The organism is Marinibacterium profundimaris, assembly GCF_002210095.1.
GTDB classification, from domain to species: domain Bacteria; phylum Pseudomonadota; class Alphaproteobacteria; order Rhodobacterales; family Rhodobacteraceae; genus Marinibacterium; species Marinibacterium profundimaris.
The window spans coordinates 728,871-748,053 of sequence record NZ_AQQR01000001.1; the positions used below are offsets into that span (position 1 = coordinate 728,871).

General features: G+C 68.3%; 15 protein-coding genes. 1 reads left to right on the plus strand and 14 read right to left on the minus strand.

All coding sequences use genetic code 11. From position 1 onward, the window contains the following. Positions 1-64 precede the first annotated feature (64 nt). From ATO3_RS03490 to ATO3_RS03555, 14 genes are all read right to left on the minus strand, one after another. A complete protein-coding gene (locus ATO3_RS03490) occupies positions 65-700 on the minus strand; it encodes a hypothetical protein (RefSeq protein ID WP_088648388.1) in 636 nt (211 codons plus the stop codon). Continuing rightward, positions 697-2,409, minus strand: coding sequence for a transporter substrate-binding domain-containing protein (locus ATO3_RS03495; RefSeq protein ID WP_088648389.1), 1,713 nt, complete (start codon positions 2,407-2,409; stop codon positions 697-699). The genes ATO3_RS03490 and ATO3_RS03495 overlap by 4 nt, the downstream gene beginning before the upstream one ends. Then, on the minus strand, positions 2,406-3,122 hold the full coding sequence (locus tag ATO3_RS03500) for a 50S ribosomal protein L11 methyltransferase (RefSeq protein WP_158217897.1): 717 nt from the start codon (positions 3,120-3,122) through the stop codon (positions 2,406-2,408). The genes ATO3_RS03495 and ATO3_RS03500 overlap by 4 nt, the downstream gene beginning before the upstream one ends. Beyond that, a complete protein-coding gene (locus tag ATO3_RS03505) occupies positions 3,109-5,352 on the minus strand; it encodes an adenylate/guanylate cyclase domain-containing protein (RefSeq protein WP_143747213.1) in 2,244 nt (747 codons plus the stop codon). Before ATO3_RS03505 ends, ATO3_RS03500 begins: the two co-directional genes overlap by 14 nt. A 282-nt stretch (positions 5,353-5,634) precedes the next feature. Further along, on the minus strand, positions 5,635-7,512 hold the full coding sequence (locus tag ATO3_RS03510) for an adenine deaminase (protein ID WP_233152014.1): 1,878 nt from the start codon (positions 7,510-7,512) through the stop codon (positions 5,635-5,637). A 22-nt stretch (positions 7,513-7,534) separates the two neighbouring features. Next, complete coding sequence (locus tag ATO3_RS03515) at positions 7,535-8,182, minus strand: phosphoribosyltransferase (RefSeq protein WP_088648715.1); 648 nt, start codon at positions 8,180-8,182, stop codon at positions 7,535-7,537. Positions 8,183-8,186: 4 nt separating this feature from the next. Beyond that, positions 8,187-9,080: a nucleoside hydrolase gene (locus ATO3_RS03520; RefSeq protein WP_088648393.1), complete on the minus strand. Its 894-nt coding sequence runs from the start codon at positions 9,078-9,080 to the stop codon at positions 8,187-8,189. Next, positions 9,071-10,450 (minus strand): M20/M25/M40 family metallo-hydrolase, encoded by a 1,380-nt coding sequence (locus ATO3_RS03525; RefSeq protein ID WP_088648394.1) that lies wholly within the window; start codon positions 10,448-10,450, stop codon positions 9,071-9,073. The genes ATO3_RS03520 and ATO3_RS03525 overlap by 10 nt, the downstream gene beginning before the upstream one ends. Continuing rightward, positions 10,447-11,769: an amidohydrolase family protein gene (locus ATO3_RS03530; RefSeq protein WP_088648395.1), complete on the minus strand. Its 1,323-nt coding sequence runs from the start codon at positions 11,767-11,769 to the stop codon at positions 10,447-10,449. Before ATO3_RS03530 ends, ATO3_RS03525 begins: the two co-directional genes overlap by 4 nt. Continuing rightward, on the minus strand, positions 11,766-12,830 hold the full coding sequence (locus ATO3_RS03535) for an ABC transporter ATP-binding protein (RefSeq protein ID WP_088648396.1): 1,065 nt from the start codon (positions 12,828-12,830) through the stop codon (positions 11,766-11,768). Before ATO3_RS03535 ends, ATO3_RS03530 begins: the two co-directional genes overlap by 4 nt. Beyond that, entirely contained in the window at positions 12,827-13,615 is a 789-nt protein-coding gene (locus ATO3_RS03540) for an ABC transporter permease (RefSeq protein WP_198963194.1), read from the minus strand. Before ATO3_RS03540 ends, ATO3_RS03535 begins: the two co-directional genes overlap by 4 nt. After that, complete coding sequence (locus ATO3_RS03545) at positions 13,615-14,442, minus strand: ABC transporter permease (RefSeq protein WP_088648398.1); 828 nt, start codon at positions 14,440-14,442, stop codon at positions 13,615-13,617. The genes ATO3_RS03540 and ATO3_RS03545 overlap by 1 nt, the downstream gene beginning before the upstream one ends. Before the next feature lie 84 nt (positions 14,443-14,526). After that, entirely contained in the window at positions 14,527-15,543 is a 1,017-nt protein-coding gene (locus ATO3_RS03550) for an ABC transporter substrate-binding protein (RefSeq protein WP_088648399.1), read from the minus strand. Between the two features lie 470 nt (positions 15,544-16,013). Continuing rightward, entirely contained in the window at positions 16,014-17,630 is a 1,617-nt protein-coding gene (locus ATO3_RS03555; protein WP_088648400.1) for a GMC family oxidoreductase, read from the minus strand. A 299-nt stretch (positions 17,631-17,929) separates the two neighbouring features. On the opposite strand from ATO3_RS03555, the gene ATO3_RS03560 reads away from it, so the two are divergent. Continuing rightward, positions 17,930-19,183 carry an NAD(P)/FAD-dependent oxidoreductase gene (locus ATO3_RS03560; protein ID WP_088648401.1) on the plus strand — a complete coding sequence of 418 codons (1,254 nt, stop codon included), beginning with the start codon at positions 17,930-17,932 and terminating at the stop codon, positions 19,181-19,183.

Here is a 19,183-nt window from a genome sequence, read left to right on the forward strand (position 1 = left end):
TTTACGATTTTTCTTAAAATCTTTGAGAGTCAGATAAATAGCCACGGCCAGCAAAGCCGCCGCCTCAGGCCGCCCGCGCCCGGCGGCGGGTGACCAGCCGCACGGCGGCGCGCATCAGGGCAAAGCCTGCCTGGAAGACGATCCCGAAGGCCAGCACGCCGATGCCGAAGACCACCAGCTTGTCGCTCAGGGCCTCCCAGCGCTCGGCCTCGCGCAGGACAACCGCGACACCCTCGTTCACGCCGATGGCGGCCCCGGTCGAAGACGACATCACCAGGACGAAGAAGGCGCGCAGCAGGTTCGGCCCGAACAAAAGCGCCGCCTCGGACGAGCCGCGGCGCAGGGAGGTCAGCGCCTCGGCCCCGTTGTCGGCCACGTAGGCGGCGGCATAGGGCACCAGCGACAGCGCCACGATGGTCGCGGCCGAGGGCGTGACGACGCGGCCCGCGAAGAGGAATTCGTAGGGAATGATGTTCAGCAGAAAGAACATCACGACGAAGGTCGGTGCCGCCCGCATCAGCCCCATCAGCGGCGCCACCATCCGCCGCCACCCGCGCCCGCCCGCCAGCGCCACGGCCAGCGGCAGGCCCAGCAGCAGGCCGAAGAGCAGAGACAGCCCGGCGATGCGGAAGTTCACCACCATCGCGCGGGCCAGGTCAGGCGGATAGTCGGATTGCATCAGCTCGAGGAAGGTGCTCATGCCGCCGCCTCCGCCCGGTCGATGCGCGCCTTCACGCGGTTGCACAGGTAAACCACCAGCGTGACGACGCCCAGGTAGAACAGCAGCACGATCGTGTAGGTCGTCACCCGCCCCGACGCGAAAGAGGTGATGTCGGTCAGCGCGGCCAGCAGCTCGGGCGCGCCGGTGAAACTGGCGATGGGTGTGCCCTTGGCGGCGTTGACCAGAAACGACATCAGCTGGCTGATCGACCGCCCCGCCGCCGCCCAGAACAGCGGCCAGGTCAGCGCGGGGCCAAGGCCCCTCTCGCGGCGCAGGCTGTCGGCGGCCTCTCCGATGGCCTGGCCGGCGTTGCACCCGTTCATCAGCCCCAGCGCCACGATGGCGGCCCCCAGCGCCACGGCCGAGGAATAGGCGAACATCGCATGCGCCACCGCCGTCACCACCACCAGCGTCAGCAGGACGGGCGAGGATTGCAGCACCACGACCACGGCCCAGGCCGCCGCCCGCGCCAGCCGGAAGGGCGAGGCCGAGATCAGCCCGACAAACAGCGCGAAGACCAGCGTCGCGGCCAGCGCGCCGGTCACCAGGACGATCGAATTGATCATCCCGTCCAGGAACAGGCCCCAGGCCGGCTGCGTCATCAGCATCGGCAGCGAGGGCGTAAAGCCCAGCGTCTCCTCGCTCCAGGCAAGCGCGGCTTCGACCTGGGGCAGGAAATCGGTCGGCGGCGGCACCGTGTTCAGCGCCGGGATCAGGCAGGCCGAGGCATCCGGTCCGCTGCATTCGGCGCTCGACCACAGGGCCTGCTGTTCTTCCAGGAACTCGGTGAAGATCCCGTTTTCGCGCGCGATCTCAAGAAACAGCCCCTCGCGGTGCATGATCCGGCTGACCAGCTCCAGCGCCTGCGCCAGCCGATCGGTCCCGTCCAGCCCCACGGCCATGCCCCAGGGCACCGGGTCGAAGCCGAACTTGCGTTCGAACTTGTCGCCGAACTCGGGATCCGACAGGTAGAAGGCGAAGAAACTGTCGTCATGCGAGGCCAGCCGGCAGGTGCCGTCGCGCAGCGCCTCGGGCAGGCGGCTGGCGCTGTCCCACAGCATCACCCGCACGTCCCTGGACACGATATGCGCGTTGGCGTAATTGCCGATGGTCGTGCAGTTGGTGCGGTTGAACAGGTCCTCCCACCCGGCGATCTTCAGGTCCTTCGGCCCGACGATGATCGTCTCGGACCGGTAGTAATGCGGCCGGATGAATCGCGCCTCGGCGTCGCGGCGGGTGTTGTGGCCCATGGTCGCGATGACCACGTCGGCGCCGCCTTCGGCCAGGGTGGAAATCCGCGTCGCGGGGCGCACCGGCACGAATTCCCGCGCCACGCCCAGCCCGTCGGCGATTACCCGGGCGACGCCGATGTCATAGCCCTCGCGCCGCCGGTCCACGTTGGTGGCGAACAAAGGGTAGTTCTCGCGCACGCCGATCCGAAGCTTGCCGGTGCAGAGCACGCGGGTCAGCGCATCGGCCGTCTCGTCGCAGGGATCGGTGCGGGCCTCGTTCAGCAGGGCGACCAGCGCCGCCTCCGGGGTCCAGTCCGCCGGGGCGCTGCCCTGCGCGGGATCCTCGGGCGCCACCTGGGCCAGGGCCCGGCCGCCGCCGACAGGGGCCAGCGCAGCCGCCACCAGCAGAACCAGCGGCAGCAGGGCCAGGTGGATCAACCGGCGCGCCAGGCTCACGCGGCGGTCCCGGAGGCCAGGTGGCGCAGGTGCAGCACGGCAACCTCGGCAAAGACGTGATCGGCGAAACGGTGGATCGTCCGCCCGATCTCGCGCTCCAGCACCTCCGCGGTCATCCAGGCCAGCTTGCGCGGCTCCAGCGGCACGAGGATCGTGTCGACCACCCGCGCCTCCAGCCCCTGCGCGGCGGCGCGCTCGCGGGTGGCGTCCAGCCCGATGAAGGCATTATGCGCGATCAGCGCCCAGCCCCCGGGCACCAGATGCGCGCCGATCCCGTCGATCACCGGGTCCAGAAGCCGCCGGCCGTCGTCCCCGCCCGAACTCCAGGTCGCCAGGCGCTCTTCGATCGGCACGTGGTCCATCGGGAAATGCGGCAGGTTGGCAAGGATCACGTCAAAGGTCCGGCCCGCCACCGGCTCGAACAGGCTGCCCTGCAGCACCTCCTTGTGCGCCCCGGCGAAGCGCGCGGCGCCGGGGCCGGTCAGCAGCCGCCGGGCCTCGTTCACCGCGGCCGGTTCGATATCGACGCCGCACAGCGATGTGGCCCCCATCTCGCCCGCGCCGGCCAGCAGGATGCCGCAGCCGCAGCCGATGTCGAGCACGCTGGCATCCTTCAGGAAGACCCGCCGCTCCAGCAGCTGACGCAGCACGGCGGCAGTATAGGCGCTTGGCCTGAAGGCGGCGGCCACGGGCAGGCCGTCATGGTTTGTCATGGGAAATCTCCGCGATCTGCAGCGGCGCGCCCTGCCCCTCGGCCACCGACAGCCGCGCCGCGTGGAGCCCGGCCACCTGGTCCTGCGGATGCCGCTCCAGCACCTTGCGATAAAGCGCCAGCGCCTCGGCCCTGTCCCCCGCCACCAGCGCATCGAAGGCGGCGCGGGTGTCGCGGGCCAGGTCGACCATCTCGGGCGTGGGCTCCAGCTCGGGTCCGGCCTCGTAGGCGCCCAGCAGTTCATAGACCGTGATCCGCGCGCGCCGGCCCTTGACCGAGACCTCGTCGATCGGACGCACGCACAGCCGGTCGCCGGCCTCGCGGAAGGTGTCGTGGCTGATGGTGATCAGCGTGCCGTATTCCTTGTTCAGCGATTCCAGCCGCGCGGCGATGTTCACCCCGTCGCCCAGCACCGTGTAGCTCATCCGCTCGCGCGAGCCGACGTTGCCCACCAGCACCGCGTCGGAATGGATCCCCACCCGCAGCCGCATCTCCGGCGCCTCGGCGCTGCGCCATGTCGAATTGAGCCGGTCCAGTTCCTCCTGCACCCGCAGCGCCGCGACACAGGCATGCCAGGCGTGATCCTCCAGCGGCGCCGGCGCTCCCCAGAAGGCCATGACCCCGTCGCCCACGAACTTGTCGATCGTGCCGCGTTCGCGGTGAACCGACCGCGACACCAGCTCCAGCATGGTCGAAATCCGCTCCAGCAGCTCGCGCGAGGCGATACGTTCGGCCAGGGCCGAGAAGCCCTCCATGTCGGAAAAGAAGATCGTCAGGAACTTGCTCTGCCCGCCGATGTCCAGCTTGTGCTCGGACGACAGCAGCTCGCGCACCAGCCCCACGGGAACGAACCGGGCAAACGCCTGCACGGCGATGTCCAGCGTCTCGATCGCGCGGCTCAGCACGGCGATCTCGCGGACCGAAGATTGCACGGGGGGCAGATCGTCGGCCGGCTCCAGCGCGCGGATGCGTTCGACCTTGGCCGACAAGAGCCGCAGCGGCTGCGCCATCCGGCTGGCGATGATGTAGATCACCAGCAGCTGCACGGCCACGGCGACCAGGCCGAAGATCACCATGTGGCGGTTGTTCTCGGTCAGCTCGGCGGTGAAATCCGACAGCGGCGTCAGCACCATCAGCCGCCAGGGCTTGCCCGCGTCGCCGGCAAAGCTTGACAGGCTGACCAGGTAATCCTGCCCCTCGAAGCTGAAGGGATAGACATCTTCCGCCGCCTCGCCCGGCCGCAACAGGTAGGCCAGCGACACCAGGCGCTTGCCCAGATCGGTGATATGCGGCAGCCGCACATCGTCGTTCTCGCCGCCATAGGTGGTGGCCCGGTCCGAGGCGGCCAGCACGTTGCCCCGGTCGTCCAGCAGGTAGCTCAGGCTGTTGGGGCTGAGCGGGTTGCGCGCGAGGTAGTCCGAGAAGCTGTCAAGCGTGACGTCCACCGCGACCACCCCGTTCAGGGTCCCGTCGACCACGATGGGCTCGGCCACGGTAAAGCCCACCAGCCCGAAGGCATAGAAGACCTCGGCATCGGTGGTGATCATCCGGTCGGCCTGCACCGCCTGCCGATACCAGGGCCGCACGCGGGGATCGTATTCGGTCGGCGCGGCCAGCTCGCCCACGATCTCTTCCTGCGCGTTCAGAAAGAAATAGCGGTCCAGCAGCGGCGCCTCGGGGTCCAGCGGATCGGTCTCGATCACGCGAAAGGCGTTCACGGCGCCGTCGGGCGGGGGCTGGTCATGGATGGCGACGGTCGGATCCTGCAGCCGCCGGGCCTGCCGGAATGACCCGTCCTCGAGCCCGGCATAGACGTTCAGCGCGGTGTCGCTGTGCAGCAGGACCCGCAGGAAATAGGGCAGCGACCGGCCATCGGTGAAGAACGACGGTTCCTGGCGGCCAAGTTCGGCGGCGGTGGCGATCTGGGCCTGAAGCTCGTCGAACTCGCTTTCGATATCCTCGATCGCCTCGGCCCGGAACCGTTCGACCAGCGCAAAGGCATGGTCGGTCACGACGCGGTCGGTGGATTGGTAGTTGATCACCATGATCGCCAGCAGAACCGGCACGGTCAGCAGCATCGCCACCAGCAGCACCGCCGGTTTCAGCGGCACCGAGAAGCGGCGCGCGCCCGACTCGACACCCGGCCCGGCCCCGGCATCGCCGGCAAGCCGGTCGCCGCCGCGCGGCCCTTGGGCGCGATCGGGCCCGGTGGAATGGCTCTGGCGCTGCATGATCGCGTTCCGGATACTGGACGGACCGGCCTGATGCCGGACCATGAACCTCTGGGGCGGGCAGCCGAAGACCGGATGGCCTGGCCGTTGCCGGGCCCGGCCGCACCCTGCCCGAAAACAGGCGCGTCGCGCCGGAGACGTCCTAGCAGGCAAGCGTGAACCTGCCTAGCCATGCGCGAAATTTCGCGCCCCGCCGGGTCCCCGCTGCAACGCTTCGCCCGGGACACGCACGGGGTCAAAGGCGTTTCGGCCGCCCCGGGCACAGGTCGTGGACGACCGGCGCTACCAGACGACCGGATGCGTCTCGCCGGTCTGGACGTTGACGAACCCCTCCGGCGCATGATCCGACGGCGCCACGAGGTTCCAGCGCCAGGGCGAACAGGTCAGCGTGGCGAACGCCAGCCGCTCGGGGAAACCGGGGGCCCAGCGGGGGTGGAACGACGGCTCGAACAGCCAGTCGACCTGTTCGCCCGCGGCATAAAGCGCCTGCATCTCCGCGTGCAGCTCTTCCGCCGGACGGGCCGTCATCAGGCCCGCGATCTCGTAGGCGACCCTCGCCACGACCGCGCCGCGATGCACCAGCACCCAGCCGCCGCCCATCTCGGCACAGCTGTTCACCGCCAGCGCCATCGCCGCGTCGCTGGATCCGACACACCAGATGTTGTGCTTGTCATGGGCCATCGAGCAGCAAAGCGCCGTGTCGTCGTCCCGCGGCCCGCAGCCCAGCCAGAACATCCTGGCCACCGCGCCCTGCCCCGAATAGCGGTCGACGATGGAAAACTTGGTGATGTTGCGGCTGGCATCGCGTTGCACCTTTCCATCCGCCACGGGCAGTTCATAGGTCAGGAACCCGTCCTCCCAGTGGAAGGGGCGCAGCACGGCGGCCTGCATGGTCTCGCGGCCTTCACCGGCGGGTATCGCGAAATCCTCCGCCGTCAGCGCCCGGCCGACATTGACCGTCTGCCGCGCCCAGTCGGGCCAGTCGATCCGGGGCAGCGGGCCGGTATAGGTGGTACCGGTCGAGACCTGAGCCCCGTCCGCCCAGACCTCGGCAATCTCGAAGCTGCCGGTATCCGACAGCAGCAACAGGTCGGCGAACCGCCCCGGCGCGACCGACCCGACCCAGGGCGTCAACCGCATGTGCCGCGCCGGGTTGATCGTGACCAGCTGCACCGCCGTCTCCATCGGCAGGCCCGCGTCGATCGCCATCCGCAGGTTGCGATCCGTGGCGCCGGTCGCCAGCACCTCGGAGGCCGGGCGGTCATCGGTGGCAAGCGCGACCTGTGACCAGTCGCGCAGCCCGCGTTCCAGCAGGCCCTTGACGATCTCCGCGCCAGTATGGATGCGGATCTCGACAAACAGCCCGGCCTGAAGCTTGTCAAAGGCCTCCTCTGCCGTCCAGGCCTCGTGGTCCGAGGCGATGCCGGAGGCCGCGAAGGCGTTGATATTGGGCAGATCGCGGATCCCGGCGGCATGGCCTTCGACCACGGCGCGGGCATCCCACGTGGCGGCGATCATCGACCACAGGCGGTCATGCGCGGGGTTGTCGCGGTCGCGCAAGGCGGGCCAGTCCATGACCTCGTCCAGCCCCGCGACCATTGGGCTTTCGGTCAGGAACCGGGTCTGATCCACCCCGTCCAGATGCGCGCCATGCTCCCATGCGGTGGGCGGCACGGCCGATCCGGGCAGCGGAAAGATCTTCAGCGGCGATCCGGCGCGCCGGGCGGCCAGCCAGAAGTCCAGCGTGCGGTCGGGCACCACGTTGGAAAACTCGTGGCTCGCCTCGCAGGTCCAGGTGTTGCCGCGCGGCAGGACCAGCGCGGCCTCGTATTCCGGTGTGACGTGGCTGCTTTCGATATGCTTGTGCACCTCGCCCAGCCCCGGAACGGCGGCGAGGCCCGGGCGCTCCACTGTTTCGGCGGCGGTCCCGGCAAAGCTGCCTCGCGGCCCCACATAGGCCACCCGGCCCGCATGGATCGCCACCTCGACCCTGTCGCGCCACAGGCCGGTATGGGTGTCGAGCAGCCGGTCCAGCCGCAGCAGCGTATCGGCCGGGCGCCGGCCCAGGGCCACGTCGATCAGGTCGCGGCGCAGATTGGCCTCGCCTTCGGTGGTGATTTCGCCGTTCATCGTGTCGGATGGCATCGTATCGTGTGGCATCTGTCTCTCCCCAGGGGGCCTGTCATGGAAGGTGCCAGCCGTCCGGTGCCTTTGCCAGGATCGGCGTGCGGAAGGCGCCATGGACGGGTACGGCGCCAACCCGCCCGGTCCAGCCCTCGCCCTGCAGCATGGCCGCGCCGATGGCCAGCGGGTCGACCCCGGCGGTCTCAAGCAAGGCCAGCACCGCCGCCATCGAACTGCCCGTCGACAGCACGTCATCCACCACCGCCACGCGTGCGTCCAGCAGGGGCCGCATGCGCGGATCAAGGTACAGCCGCTTGCCGCCCCCCGGCGTGGTGATCGAGGACATCGGCACCGACAGGTCGTCGTCGTACCAGAACTTCCGCGAATTCCCCAGCGGCACCAGCCGGTCATGGCCCAGCCGCCGCGCCACCGCCTCGGCCAGCGGCAGGCCCAGCGTGGGCACGGCGACGATGACCTCCGGATCGTAGGGGCGCAGCTGCTCCGTCACCACGTCGGCCAGCGCGTCCAGCACCGCAAAGCTCGCCTGGTTCAGGATCAGCGAGGCCACGCCCCGCTCTCCGTCCGGCAAGGTCCTGATCGGCAACAGCAATTGCCGGTCCCCCAAGGCCACGGCAAAGCTCTCCTGATCCGGCTGGACACCAGGTGTCAGAGTGTCATGCAGCCTTTGCCAGACATCCAGCCGCATGGGGTCAGCCCGCCAGACCGTCGCGCAGACGCGCGCGCAGGGCATCCGCATCCAGCCCCATGGCCACGCGGATCGGGTTGGGCCCGGGATCCAGCGCGCCGGTCTCCAGCTCGACCTCCAGCGACCGATCCTCGGTGCGGAACAGTTCCTCGTGGCAGGCCAGCAGCGGCACGCAGGGATCATGCAGGGGCCGGCTTTCCGACCCCTTGGCCTGATGTTCCGTCTGGGTGAAATAGGCGTCGATCAGGTCGGCGCAGGCCACGGCGGCCTCCGTCCCGGTGGCGCGCAAGGTCTCCAGATAGGCCGCATCGGCGCGCAGCTGGCGCGTGGCGTCCAGCGGGATCAGCGTGATGTCGAGCTCGGCGGAAAAGACCCGGGCCGCGGCATCCGGGTCATGGGCAATGTTGAACTCGGCCCGCGGTCCCATGTTGCCGGGCTCGTCAATCGCGCCGCCCATGGCGATCACCCGGCGGATGCGGGCCGCGGCGTCGGGCGCGGCCTCCAGCAGCAGGGCGATGTTGGTCAGGGGGCCGAGGCAATGCAGGTCGATGGTCTTCTCCGGCGCCGCGCGCAGAAGGCGGGCCATGGCCTCGACCGCAGGCTCGTCCGAGGGCGCCAGCGCGGGCTCGGGGAAGACCACCCCGCCCAGCCCGTCATCGCCATGGATCGCGGTTTCCGACCGGGCCTCGCGCCCCAGCGGCGCATTGGCGCCCGGGTGCACCGGGGTCGGCACGCCGGCCAGCGTCACGATGCGCCCGGCATTGCGCGTGGTGACATTGAGCCCCACGTTCCCGCCCAGCGTGGTCAGCGCCAGCACCTCGACGCCCGGATGGCGCAGCGCGTAGAGAATGGCGATGGCGTCGTCGATACCGGGATCGGTGTCGATGATCACTTGCATGTGGACAGCCTTTCGATGATCCGGACCCAGCTTCGCATACCCTTGTGAAAGCTCGACAGGTCGTATTTCTCGTTCGGGGAATGGATGCGGTTGTCGAACCGGCCAAAGCCCACCAGCAGGGCATCCACGCCCAAGGCCGCCTTCAGCGCGCCGATGATCGGGATAGACCCGCCCGTGCCGCAGGTGGTCGACCGGCCCCATTCGTCCGACAGCGCCTCCAGCGTGGGCGCAAGAAAACGGTTCTCCCGGTCCATCGCCCAGGCGGGCGAAAGCCCGTGATCCTCGAAGCGCACGCTGCAATCCTCGGGCAGGCGCGCGCGGACATGCGCCAGAAAATTCGTACGAATTTTCTCGGGGTCCTGCCCGGCCACCAGGCGAAAGGACAGCTTGGCATGGGCCTGACACGGGATCACCGTCTTGAAGCCCGGATCGGTATAGCCGCCCCAGATCCCGTGGATCTCGCAGGACGGCCGGGCCCAGACCTGCTGCAGCACCGACCGGCCCGCCTCACCCGCCGGCACCTTCAGCCCGACGTTGGTCAGAAAGCCCTCTTCGTCAAAGGGCAGCGCGGCCCATTCGGCGGCGGTCTCGGGCGACAGCTCCTCGACATCGTCGTAGAAGCCCTCGATCGCCACCCCGCCATCCGGTGTCCGCAGGCTGGCCAGCACATCCGACAGCACCGCCAGCGCATTGGCCGCCGCATTGCCGAACATGCCCGAATGCAGATCGCGGTCCCCGGCGGTCACGGTGATCTCCTGCCCCACCAGACCGCGGAACATGGTCGTCACCGCCGGTGTCTCGCGGTCCCACATATCGGTGTCGCAGACCAGAACGATGTCACATTCCAGCTCCTGCGCGGCCCCCTTCAGGAACCCGGGCAGCGAGCGCGAGCCGCTCTCCTCCTCGCCTTCGAACAGGAAAGACACCCGGATCGGCAGCGTGCCTTGGGTCTCGATGAACGCCCGGCAGGCCTCGACAAAGGTCATCAAGGCGCCCTTGTCGTCCGACGCGCCGCGCGCGACGATATGGGTGTCGCCCTCGACCGGGCGCAGCACCGGCTCGAACGGGTCCGAATTCCACAGCTCCAGCGGATCGGCCGGCTGCACGTCGTAATGGCCGTAGAACAGCACATGCGGCGCCTCGCTGGGCCCCGGCAGATGGCCCACCACCATCGGGTGGCCCGTGGTCTCGCGCGTCGAGGCCTCGGCGCCCATCTCGCGCAGGGTTCCGGCCAGCCATTCGGCACAGCGCGCCACATCCCCGGCATAGGCCGGATCGGTCGACACCGAGGGGATGCGGATCAGCTCGAACAGCCGCTCCAGCCGCGCGTCCAGCGTGGCGTCGATATGGGAAAGGATCTGGTCGGTCATGTCTTCGTCCTGTCGATCTCTTCGATGCGCGCCCTGAAGCGCTGCGCCACCTGCAGCGCATCGGCCAGCGCCTTGTCGGCATCCATCGTGGTCAGCTGACGGTCTTCCATCAGCCAGTGCCCGGCGACCATCGTGCCCCGCACGTCGCTTGGCAGCGCCGCAAAGACCAGCGCCGAGGTCAGGTCATAGATCGGGTGCAGGCGCGGGTCGTCCAGCGAGATCCGGATCAGATCCGCCTGCTTGCCCGGCTCCAGCGAGCCGATGCGGTCATCCATGCCCAGCACCCGCGCCGCCTCGATCGTGCCCATGCGCAGCACGTCCACGCAGGGCAAGGGCTTGCGCGAGCCGCCGGCGATCTTCTGGAACATCGCCGCGGGGGCCATCTGCGCGAAGAGGTCCAGCGTGTTGCCCGACATCGGCCCGTCCGTTGCGAGGCCGACGGAAACGCCCGCCGCGCGCAACGCCGTCACCGGCGCGATCCCCCGCCCCGCCTTGCCGTTCGACCGCGCATTATGCGCCACGCCCACGCCGCGGTCTGCCAGCAGCGCGATATCCGCCTCACCGGGATACATCACATGCGCCGCCACCAGCGCCGGCGTCAGCAGCCCGGCCCGGTCCGAGACCTCGACCGTCGTGCAGCCATGGGTCTTCTGCGCCCAGTCCAGCTCTGCCTGGGTTTCGGCCAGGTGCATCTGCACCGGCAGGCCCGGGTGATCGGCGGACCATTGCGCGACCCGGGTCATCACCGCCAGATCGGTGGAATAGGGCGCATGCGGCGCGGCACTCGCGGTGATACGCGGATGATCGGCATAAAGATCCGCAAGCGCGTCCAGCCGGGCAAAGCCTTCGTCCATGCTGCCGTGATCGGGCGCCTCGAAATTCGCCAGCGTCTGCCCGACCACGCCCCGCAGCCCGGCCCGGTCCAGCACCGACCCCACCCGATCCTCGAAGTAATACATGTCGGCCACGGTCGTGACCCCGCCCCGGATCGTCTCGACCGCCGCCAGCGCGGTGCCGATCTCCACCACCTCCGCCGTCACCAGCGCGCGTTCCAGCGGCAGGATGTAACGGAAAAGCCGGTCGTCCACATCCTCGCCCAGCCCCCGGAACAGGGTCATCGGCAGATGCGCATGGGTGTTGACCATGCCGGGCATCAGCAGGTCGCCGCCCATGTCCTGCACCGCGCCAAGATCGGAGGGAGCATCCCCCTCCCCCAGCGACACGATCCGGCCGTCGTCCAGCGCGATCCAGCCGCGCCCGATCTCGCGCATCCCCGCATCCATCGGCAGGATGCGGGCGTTCGCCAGAACCTGCCTCATGCCTCGACCGGCAGCAGGCAGCACTGATCCGGTTGCGGCACCAGCGTCACCGCCGCGCCCGCGTCGAACGGGGCCGACAGCGGCCCGTTGGCCATGACCGAGCCCGCCGGCGTGTCGCATTGGTACTGGTACGCCCGGCCCAGATAGGTCCGCAGGCCCAGCTTCGCCGGGATCCCGGGCGCCGAGCCCTCGGGCGCCACCAGCAGCCCCTCGGGCCGCGCGGCCAGGATGAAATCCCGCCCCGGCACGTCGAAGGTCCCCCTGGGCAGATCCATCGTCGCCCCGCCTTCCATCTCGGCCCGCACCGCATCGCCGGCCTCGGCCACGACGCGCATGGGGATCATGTTTTCGAACCCCACGAAATCGGCGACAAAGGCATTGGCGGGTTTCGAATACAGCACCTCGGGCGTGTCCAGCTGCATGATCCGCCCCGCGTTCATGATCGCCACCCGGTCCGAGATCGAAAACGCCTCCTCCTGGTCATGGGTCACATAGACCGCCGTGGTCCCGTTGGCCTGCTGCAGCCGCCGGATCTCCACCCGCATGTCCACGCGCAGCTTGGCGTCGAGGTTCGACAACGGCTCGTCGAACATCAGCAGCGGCGGCTCGATCACCAGAGCCCGCGCGAGCGCCACCCGCTGCCGCTGACCGCCCGACAGGTTCGCCGGATGCCGGTCCGCCAGCGCGTCGAGCCCGACGCGCGCGATCATCTCGTCAGCCCGCCGGTCGCGTTCCTTCCGCCCCATGCCGCGCTGCTTCAGCCCGAAGGCCACGTTGTCGCGCACCGTCAGATGCGGAAACAGCGCATAGGTCTGGAACACCAGCCCGATATTGCGCGCATGCGCCGGCAGCCGCGTCAGGTCGCGATCGCCCAGCCGGATCGTGCCGGCGGTGGGCTGCAGGAACCCCGCCACCAGCCGCAGCGTCGTGGTCTTGCCGCAGCCGGACGAGCCCAGAAGCGAGATCAGCTCGCCCTCGGCCACATGGAGCGAGAGATCCTCCAGCACCTGGGTGGAGCCATAATGGGCGGAAACGTTGTCGAGGGTCAGGGATACGGTCATTTTGTCAGGAAGGTCAGGCCGAGCGTCCGCTCCACGATGGCCATGACGGCCACGGTGACAAGCATCAGCAGAACCGAAACCGACGCGATGGTCGGGTCAAAGAACTGCTCCATATGCGCGAGAAGCTGGATCGGCAGGGTTGAGACGCCGGGGCCGGTCAGGAAGATCGACACCGAAACGTCGTTCAGCGAGGTGATGAAGGCCAGGATGAACCCGGCGATGATGCCGGCCTGGATATTGGGCAGAACCACCGTGAAGAACGCCTTGGCCCGGGTGCATCCCAGCGACACGGCCGCCTCCTCGATGGAAAAGTCGAAATTGTTGAGAGAGGCGCCCACGACCCGCACGCAATAGGGCAGCACCAGCAGCGCATGCCCCACCAGCAGCGACAGCGTGATCGGCAGGCCAAGGCCCGTGGCCAGCGATTTCATCAGCGAAAAGCCCAGCACGATTTCCGGGATCAGGATCGGCAGCACGTAGACATTGCCCAGGAACCGCGGGATCTCGACCCGGTAGCGCGCCAGCGCGTAAGCCGCGGGAATGCCGATCAGCATGGACAGTGCCGTGCCGCCCACCGCCAGCATGAACGAGGTCGCCATGGTGCGCCGGAAGGCCGAGATTTCGAAGATGTTCTCGAACCAGTGCAGGGTCAGCCCCTGCGGCGGGAAGGTCAGATAGCTGGTCTCGGACAGGGCCGAGCCGATGATGATCACCAGCGGGCCCAGCAGGAAGAAGAACACCAGCACGGCGAAGGCGATCAGAAGGGGATGGGTCTTGTTCTGCATCAGCCGGCCACCGGGTTCAGCTTGCGCGCCAGTTTCGACATGAACAGCACGGTGGTCAGCGTCACCACCACCATCACGGCGGCAATGGTCGAGGCCCCGACCCAGTCGAATGTCACCATGGCGCGTTGATAAAGGAAGGTCCCCATCATCATCTGCCGCTCGCCGCCCAGCAATTGCGGCGTGGCATATGACGTGAAGGAGCCAGTGAAGACCAGCACCGAGCCCACGATCAGCCCCGGCACCGCCATCGGCAGGATCACCTGCCGGAAGGTCGCCGCCGGCGTCGCCCCCAGCGAGGCGGCGGCATCGGTCAGATCCTGCGGGATGCCTTCAAGCACGCCGACCAGCGTCAGGATCATCAGCGGCACGAAGAGATAGATCATCGCCACGATGACCGACCCTTGGGTATACAGCATGCTCAGCGGCTCGGAAATCAGGCCGGTCCAGATCAGGAAATTGTTCAGGATCCCGTTTTTCCCCAGGATCACCAGCCAGGCAAAGGACCGCACCACCACGCCGGTCAGCAGCGGAAAGACCGCCGCGATGATCAGCAGGCTGCGCGCCCGTCCCGGCGCCTTGGCCACGACCCAGGCGGTGGCAAAGCCCACGGCGACCGAGACGATTGTGGTGATCACCGCCACCTCCATCGTGCGCCACAGCACGGTCATCCGGAAGCGGGAGTTGAAGAAGGTGGCATAGGGCGCGAAGACGCCCTTGGGGTCGCCGAAGGTGGTGGCGAGCGTCGACAGCACCGGCAGAACCAGGAACAGAACGACAAGCAATGTCGCGGGGGTCACGAGCAGCCAGGCGCGCAGGCGGGCAGACATCAGGTACCTCGGGGGCAGCAGTTCAGCAAAACGAAACGGGCGGTCACAAAGGCCGCCCGTCCGCAGGTCAATGGCGGGTCAGCCTTACATGCCGAAGATTTCGTTCCAGCGATCGATCCAGTCGGTCTTCGCCGCGTTCATCTTCTCGTAATCCATGCGGTTCAGCGCGGCAATGGCCTCGGGCCCATAGGTCCAGACCGATGCCTGCTCGGGCGTCAGTTCGACCTCGGTGTTGACCGGGGCATCGACGCCCTGCTCGCCGTTGATCTGCTGCACTTCGGTCGACAGGACGAAGTTGATGAACTCATAGGCCAGGTCCACGTTCTCGGCGCCAACGGGGATGTTGATCGTGTTGAGCGTGGCGATGTCGCCATCCTCCAGCTCGGCCCAGGTCATCGTGGGCACGGCGGCCTTCAGCGAGGACAGCGTGAAATCCTGCGCGATGGCGACCGAGGCTTCGCCGGTCGAGATCAGGTTCACCATCTCGGACCCGGTGTTGTAATTCTTGACCGTGTTGGGCTCCAGCTCAGCCACCGCCTCGAAGGCCGCGTCGGGGTCGTCGTAGGCGTCCACGCCGGCATGCTTGCCGGCCATCACCACGACCATCGGGCCGGCGGTTGTGGTGATCCCGGGCAGGCTTACGCTGCTTTCCAGGTCCTCGCGCCACAGGTCGCCCCAGGAGGTGATCGGCTCAACCGCTTCGCTGTCATAGACGATGCCGGCGCGGCCCACGGTATAGGCCGGGCCATAGGGACCCTGCGGCGCCTGCGCGATCTCGTAGAGCTTTTCGACATTGGGGATGCGCGACCGGTCGATCTCCTGGAAGATCCCGCTTTCGATGCCCAGCTGGCTGTAGCTGTCGGTGAGGTAGATGACATCGACGCCCTTGCCGCCGCGCGCGGTCAGCTTGCCCAGGCGGTCGGCGTTGTTGCCGGTCTCGAACACCACGTCGCAGCCGCATTGCTCCTTGAAGGGTTCGATGATGTTGGCGTTGAGCTTGTCGCCGTTGTAGCCCCACCAGGAGATGGTGAGCGTCTCGGCCTGCGCGGCGGCGGCCGAGGCGAGAAGGGCGATCATCGAGATCTGCAGTGACGTTTTCATGAGTGGGTCCCCGACACGTTTTCTGAATGGGCGAATACTGCGCCAGTACTTTTCCGAACCTGATGCCGGAACAACCCCCGGCCCACAGCCCACGCCCCGCTGACAGGGCGACCCGGTCCTCATCGCCCGTTTTTTGGGCAGGATCAAGCGGCAGTATGAAGCCGGGCCGGGCAAGTTTGACGTCACGGCAGCGCTGCGGCGGAAACCGGCATTCTCTGACCGGCGCACTCCGGGGATCCGGGACAGCGCCCGGCCGGGGCCGTGGGATGGAGTATTTTTACCAAGGTGAAGACAGGGGCGTGGCACGCCGGATCATGAACGGATCGTTAATCCGCGCTTGCAACCTCTTGATTTCAAAAGACTGGCATCCTGTCCCACGCGTGGGACATGTCGCAGCCCCCTGCTTCTTCTTGGCCCAAATACCTCAATCCGACACCGGCCATCCAGAGCCGCCCCAACCGGTGGAGCGCCTAGGACGCATCCGCCAGAACCATGTCTGCGGCCTTTTCGCCGACCATGATCGCCGGCGCGTTGGTATTGCCCGAGGTCACGGTGGGAAAGATCGAGGCATCGGCCACGCGCAGCCCCTGCAGCCCATGGACCTTCAGCCGCGCGTCGACCACGTCGCAGGCCGGGTTCGGCCCCATGCGGCAAGTCGCCACCGGGTGGAACACGGTCCCGGCGCGAGCGCGGATGTCGGCGATCATCTCCTCGTCCGACTGGACCTGTCTGCCCGGCAGGATCTCGGTCTCGATCAGCTTCGCAAGCGCCGGCGCGGCGGCGATCCGGCGGGTCAGTCGCGCGGCCTCCAGCATCTCCTGCAGGTCGTGATCGGTATCAAGGTAGTTGGGGTGGATCGCCACCGGCTCCAGCGGATCGGACGAGCGGATCTCCAGATGGCCGCGGCTGGTCGGGCGCGTGGGCTGGGTGCCCATCAGGAAGCCCGGGAACGGATCGGGGTTCATCAGCGGCCGCTTGCCCGGCGGCGCCTTGGTATAGCTGACGGGCGAGAAGAAGACCTGCATGTTGGGCCGCGCCAGCTCGGGCCGCGACTTCAGGAAGCCGCCGGCCTGGTTCACGCCCAGAGACAGCGGCCCGCGCCGGGTCAGCACATAGCGCAGCCCCTGCCAGAGCTTGCCGTACCACGGGTAGAGCTGATCGTTCAGCGTCGGCACCTTCGAGCGGTAGAGGAAGTCGATCGCCAGGTGGTCCTGCAGGTTCCGGCCCACGCCGGGCAGGTCGTGGCGCACCTCCACCCCCCTGTCGCGCAGCAGCGCCCCGGGACCGATGCCCGACAGCTGCAGCAGCTGCGGAGAGTTGATCGCCCCGGCCGAGACGATGACCTCGCGCCGGGCGCGCGCGGTTTGCAGGCGGCCGTTCTGGCGGTACTCGATCCCGGTGGCGCGGGTGCCCTCGAACAGAAGCCGCGTGGCATGGGCGCGCGTTTCGACCGACAGGCTCGCGCGGCCCCGTGCCGGGCGCAGGTAGGCCCGCGCCGTGGACATCCTCATGCCCCCCTTCGCGGTGTTCTGGTAGAACCCCAGCCCCTCCTGCGTGGCCCCGTTGAAATCGGGGTTGCGCGGATATTGCAGCGCATCCCCCGCGGCCAGGAACTCCTGGCAGAGCGGATGCAGGTCGCGGTCCATCGAGGCCACGTGCACCGGCCCCGCGTCCCCGCGCCAGTCATCCCTGCCGCGGTCGTTGGTCTCGGAGCGTTTGAAATAGGGCAGCACGTCGTCCCAGCCCCAGCCGGGATTGCCCATCGCCTTCCAGTCCTCGAAATCCTCCGGCTGGCCGCGGATATAGACCATCGCGTTGATAGAGCTGGACCCGCCCAGCACCTTGCCGCGCGGCCAGTAGGACGTCCGACCGTCCAGCGACACCACCGGCTCGGTCTGGTACATCCAGTTGACGGAGCGGCGGTAGAAGGTCTTGCCGTAGCCGATCGGCATCCAGATCCAGAAGCTCAGATCGCTGCCCCCGGCCTCCAGCAGCAGCACGGAATGGCGTCCGCAGGCGCTCAGCCGGTTGGCCAGAACGCAGCCCGCCGAGCCTGCGCCGACGACGATATAGTCAAATTCCGACATTCCGGCCTTTCATCCGTTCTTTCCCTGCCCCGGGCGCTGGACCACGGGGTCACACCCCGCTCACCGTGCAGCAGGCATCGGGCGAGCCTAGGCGCCGATTGGTCTGGCGGGGAGATCCATTTCCAATTCGTCTCCACACCAATTCACCCGGTCGGAGCAGCATCCGCTCCTGCGTTGCCCGGGCCATGGGCCGCGAGGCCGACCGGACCGGTCGGACAAGCCAGACCCGCCGAATAGACCTGACACCGGTTTGAAAACAAAGCTATCCTTCCGGCGACAGGGTAACGGGGCGTCAGGACATGCAGGACAGGACCATCGTCATCGTGGGCGCGGGCATCACCGGGGTGGCGGCCGCCGAATGGCTGCGGCGCGACGGCTGGGCGCCTGTCCTGGTCGATCCCATCGCGCCGGGCGCTCGGGGCCAGACGAGCTATGGCAATGCCGGCCTGCTGGCGCGCACCTCGGTCGTGCCGGTGGCCACGCCCGCGCTCGTGCGCAAGGCGCCGAAGATGGTGCTCGACCCCGGCTCGCCGCTTTACCTGCGCTGGAGCTACCTGCCCCGCCTGATGCCATGGCTTTTGCCCTTCCTGCGCAACGCCACGCCCGACCGCATGCGCGAGCTCGCCGGACCGCTGTCCGAGATGACCCATGACACCAACGACCAGCACATGTCGCTGGCCGCCGGCACCGGGGCCGAGGCCTTCATCCGCCATGGCGAGTATGTCTGGCTGTTCCGCAACCGCGCGGAGTTCGAGGGGGACGCCTTCGGCGCCGATATCCGCAAGCGCTTCGGCCTGGAGCCCGAGCAACTCAGCCGCGACCAGCTGCAGGAGCGCGACCCGAACCTGGGTCCTGCCTATACCTTCGGAACGCTCTATCGCGATTTCGCCTGGCTGGGCGCGCCCGGGGGCTATGTCGCCGCACTGTTCGACCATTACCGGCGCGAGGGCGGCGCGTTCCGGCAGGCGAAGGTGGTCGACATCCGCCCCGGCGAACACCCCCAGGTCACGCTGGAGAGCGGCGAGATCCTGCGCGCCGCCAAGGTCGTGCTGACCGCCGGGGCCTGGTCGCGGCGCTTTGCCGAGGCGCTGGGGATGACAATGCGGCTGGAGGCCGAACGGGGCTATCACGTCAGCATGGCGGGCCCGTCCTTCACCGCGCCGCATCCCTACATGGTGGCGGATGCGAAATTCGTGCTGACGCCGATGGACGGCGCCCTGCGCGCGGCGGGGGTGGTGGAATTCGCGGGGATCGACGGGCCGGAAAACCCGGAGCCGCCGAAGTTCATCGCGAAGGCCATCAAACAGGTCTACCCGGGGCTGGAGTTCGAGACCTCGACCACCTGGATGGGCCGCCGCCCCACCACGCCCGACAGCCTGCCGGCCATCGGCGAGGCCCCGGGCGCGCCCAATATCCTGCATGGCTATGGCGGCCAGCACGTGGGGCTGACCATCGGGCCCAAGATCGGGCGGCTGATCGCGGATCTCGCCGGGGGCCGTGTGCCGAACATCGACCTCGCCCCCTACCGTCCCGACCGCTTCGCGGGGCGCTAG

Bases quoted from the DNA above. Each gene is read 5' to 3' on its own strand.
- ATO3_RS03490 (WP_088648388.1), bottom strand. From the start codon at position 700: ATGAGCACCTTCCTCGAGCTGATGCAATCCGACTATCCGCCTGACCTG.
- ATO3_RS03500 (WP_158217897.1), bottom strand. From the start codon at position 3,122: ATGACAAACCATGACGGCCTGCCCGTGGCCGCCGCCTTCAGGCCAAGC.
- ATO3_RS03505 (WP_143747213.1), bottom strand. From the start codon at position 5,352: ATGCAGCGCCAGAGCCATTCCACCGGGCCCGATCGCGCCCAAGGGCCG.
- ATO3_RS03510 (WP_233152014.1), bottom strand. From the start codon at position 7,512: ATGCCACACGATACGATGCCATCCGACACGATGAACGGCGAAATCACC.
- ATO3_RS03515 (WP_088648715.1), bottom strand. From the start codon at position 8,182: ATGCGGCTGGATGTCTGGCAAAGGCTGCATGACACTCTGACACCTGGT.
- ATO3_RS03520 (WP_088648393.1), bottom strand. From the start codon at position 9,080: ATGCAAGTGATCATCGACACCGATCCCGGTATCGACGACGCCATCGCC.
- ATO3_RS03525 (WP_088648394.1), bottom strand. From the start codon at position 10,450: ATGACCGACCAGATCCTTTCCCATATCGACGCCACGCTGGACGCGCGG.
- ATO3_RS03530 (WP_088648395.1), bottom strand. From the start codon at position 11,769: ATGAGGCAGGTTCTGGCGAACGCCCGCATCCTGCCGATGGATGCGGGG.
- ATO3_RS03535 (WP_088648396.1), bottom strand. From the start codon at position 12,830: ATGACCGTATCCCTGACCCTCGACAACGTTTCCGCCCATTATGGCTCC.
- ATO3_RS03540 (WP_198963194.1), bottom strand. From the start codon at position 13,615: ATGCAGAACAAGACCCATCCCCTTCTGATCGCCTTCGCCGTGCTGGTG.
- ATO3_RS03545 (WP_088648398.1), bottom strand. From the start codon at position 14,442: ATGTCTGCCCGCCTGCGCGCCTGGCTGCTCGTGACCCCCGCGACATTG.
- ATO3_RS03550 (WP_088648399.1), bottom strand. From the start codon at position 15,543: ATGAAAACGTCACTGCAGATCTCGATGATCGCCCTTCTCGCCTCGGCC.
- ATO3_RS03555 (WP_088648400.1), bottom strand. From the start codon at position 17,630: ATGTCGGAATTTGACTATATCGTCGTCGGCGCAGGCTCGGCGGGCTGC.
- ATO3_RS03560 (WP_088648401.1), top strand. From the start codon at position 17,930: ATGCAGGACAGGACCATCGTCATCGTGGGCGCGGGCATCACCGGGGTG.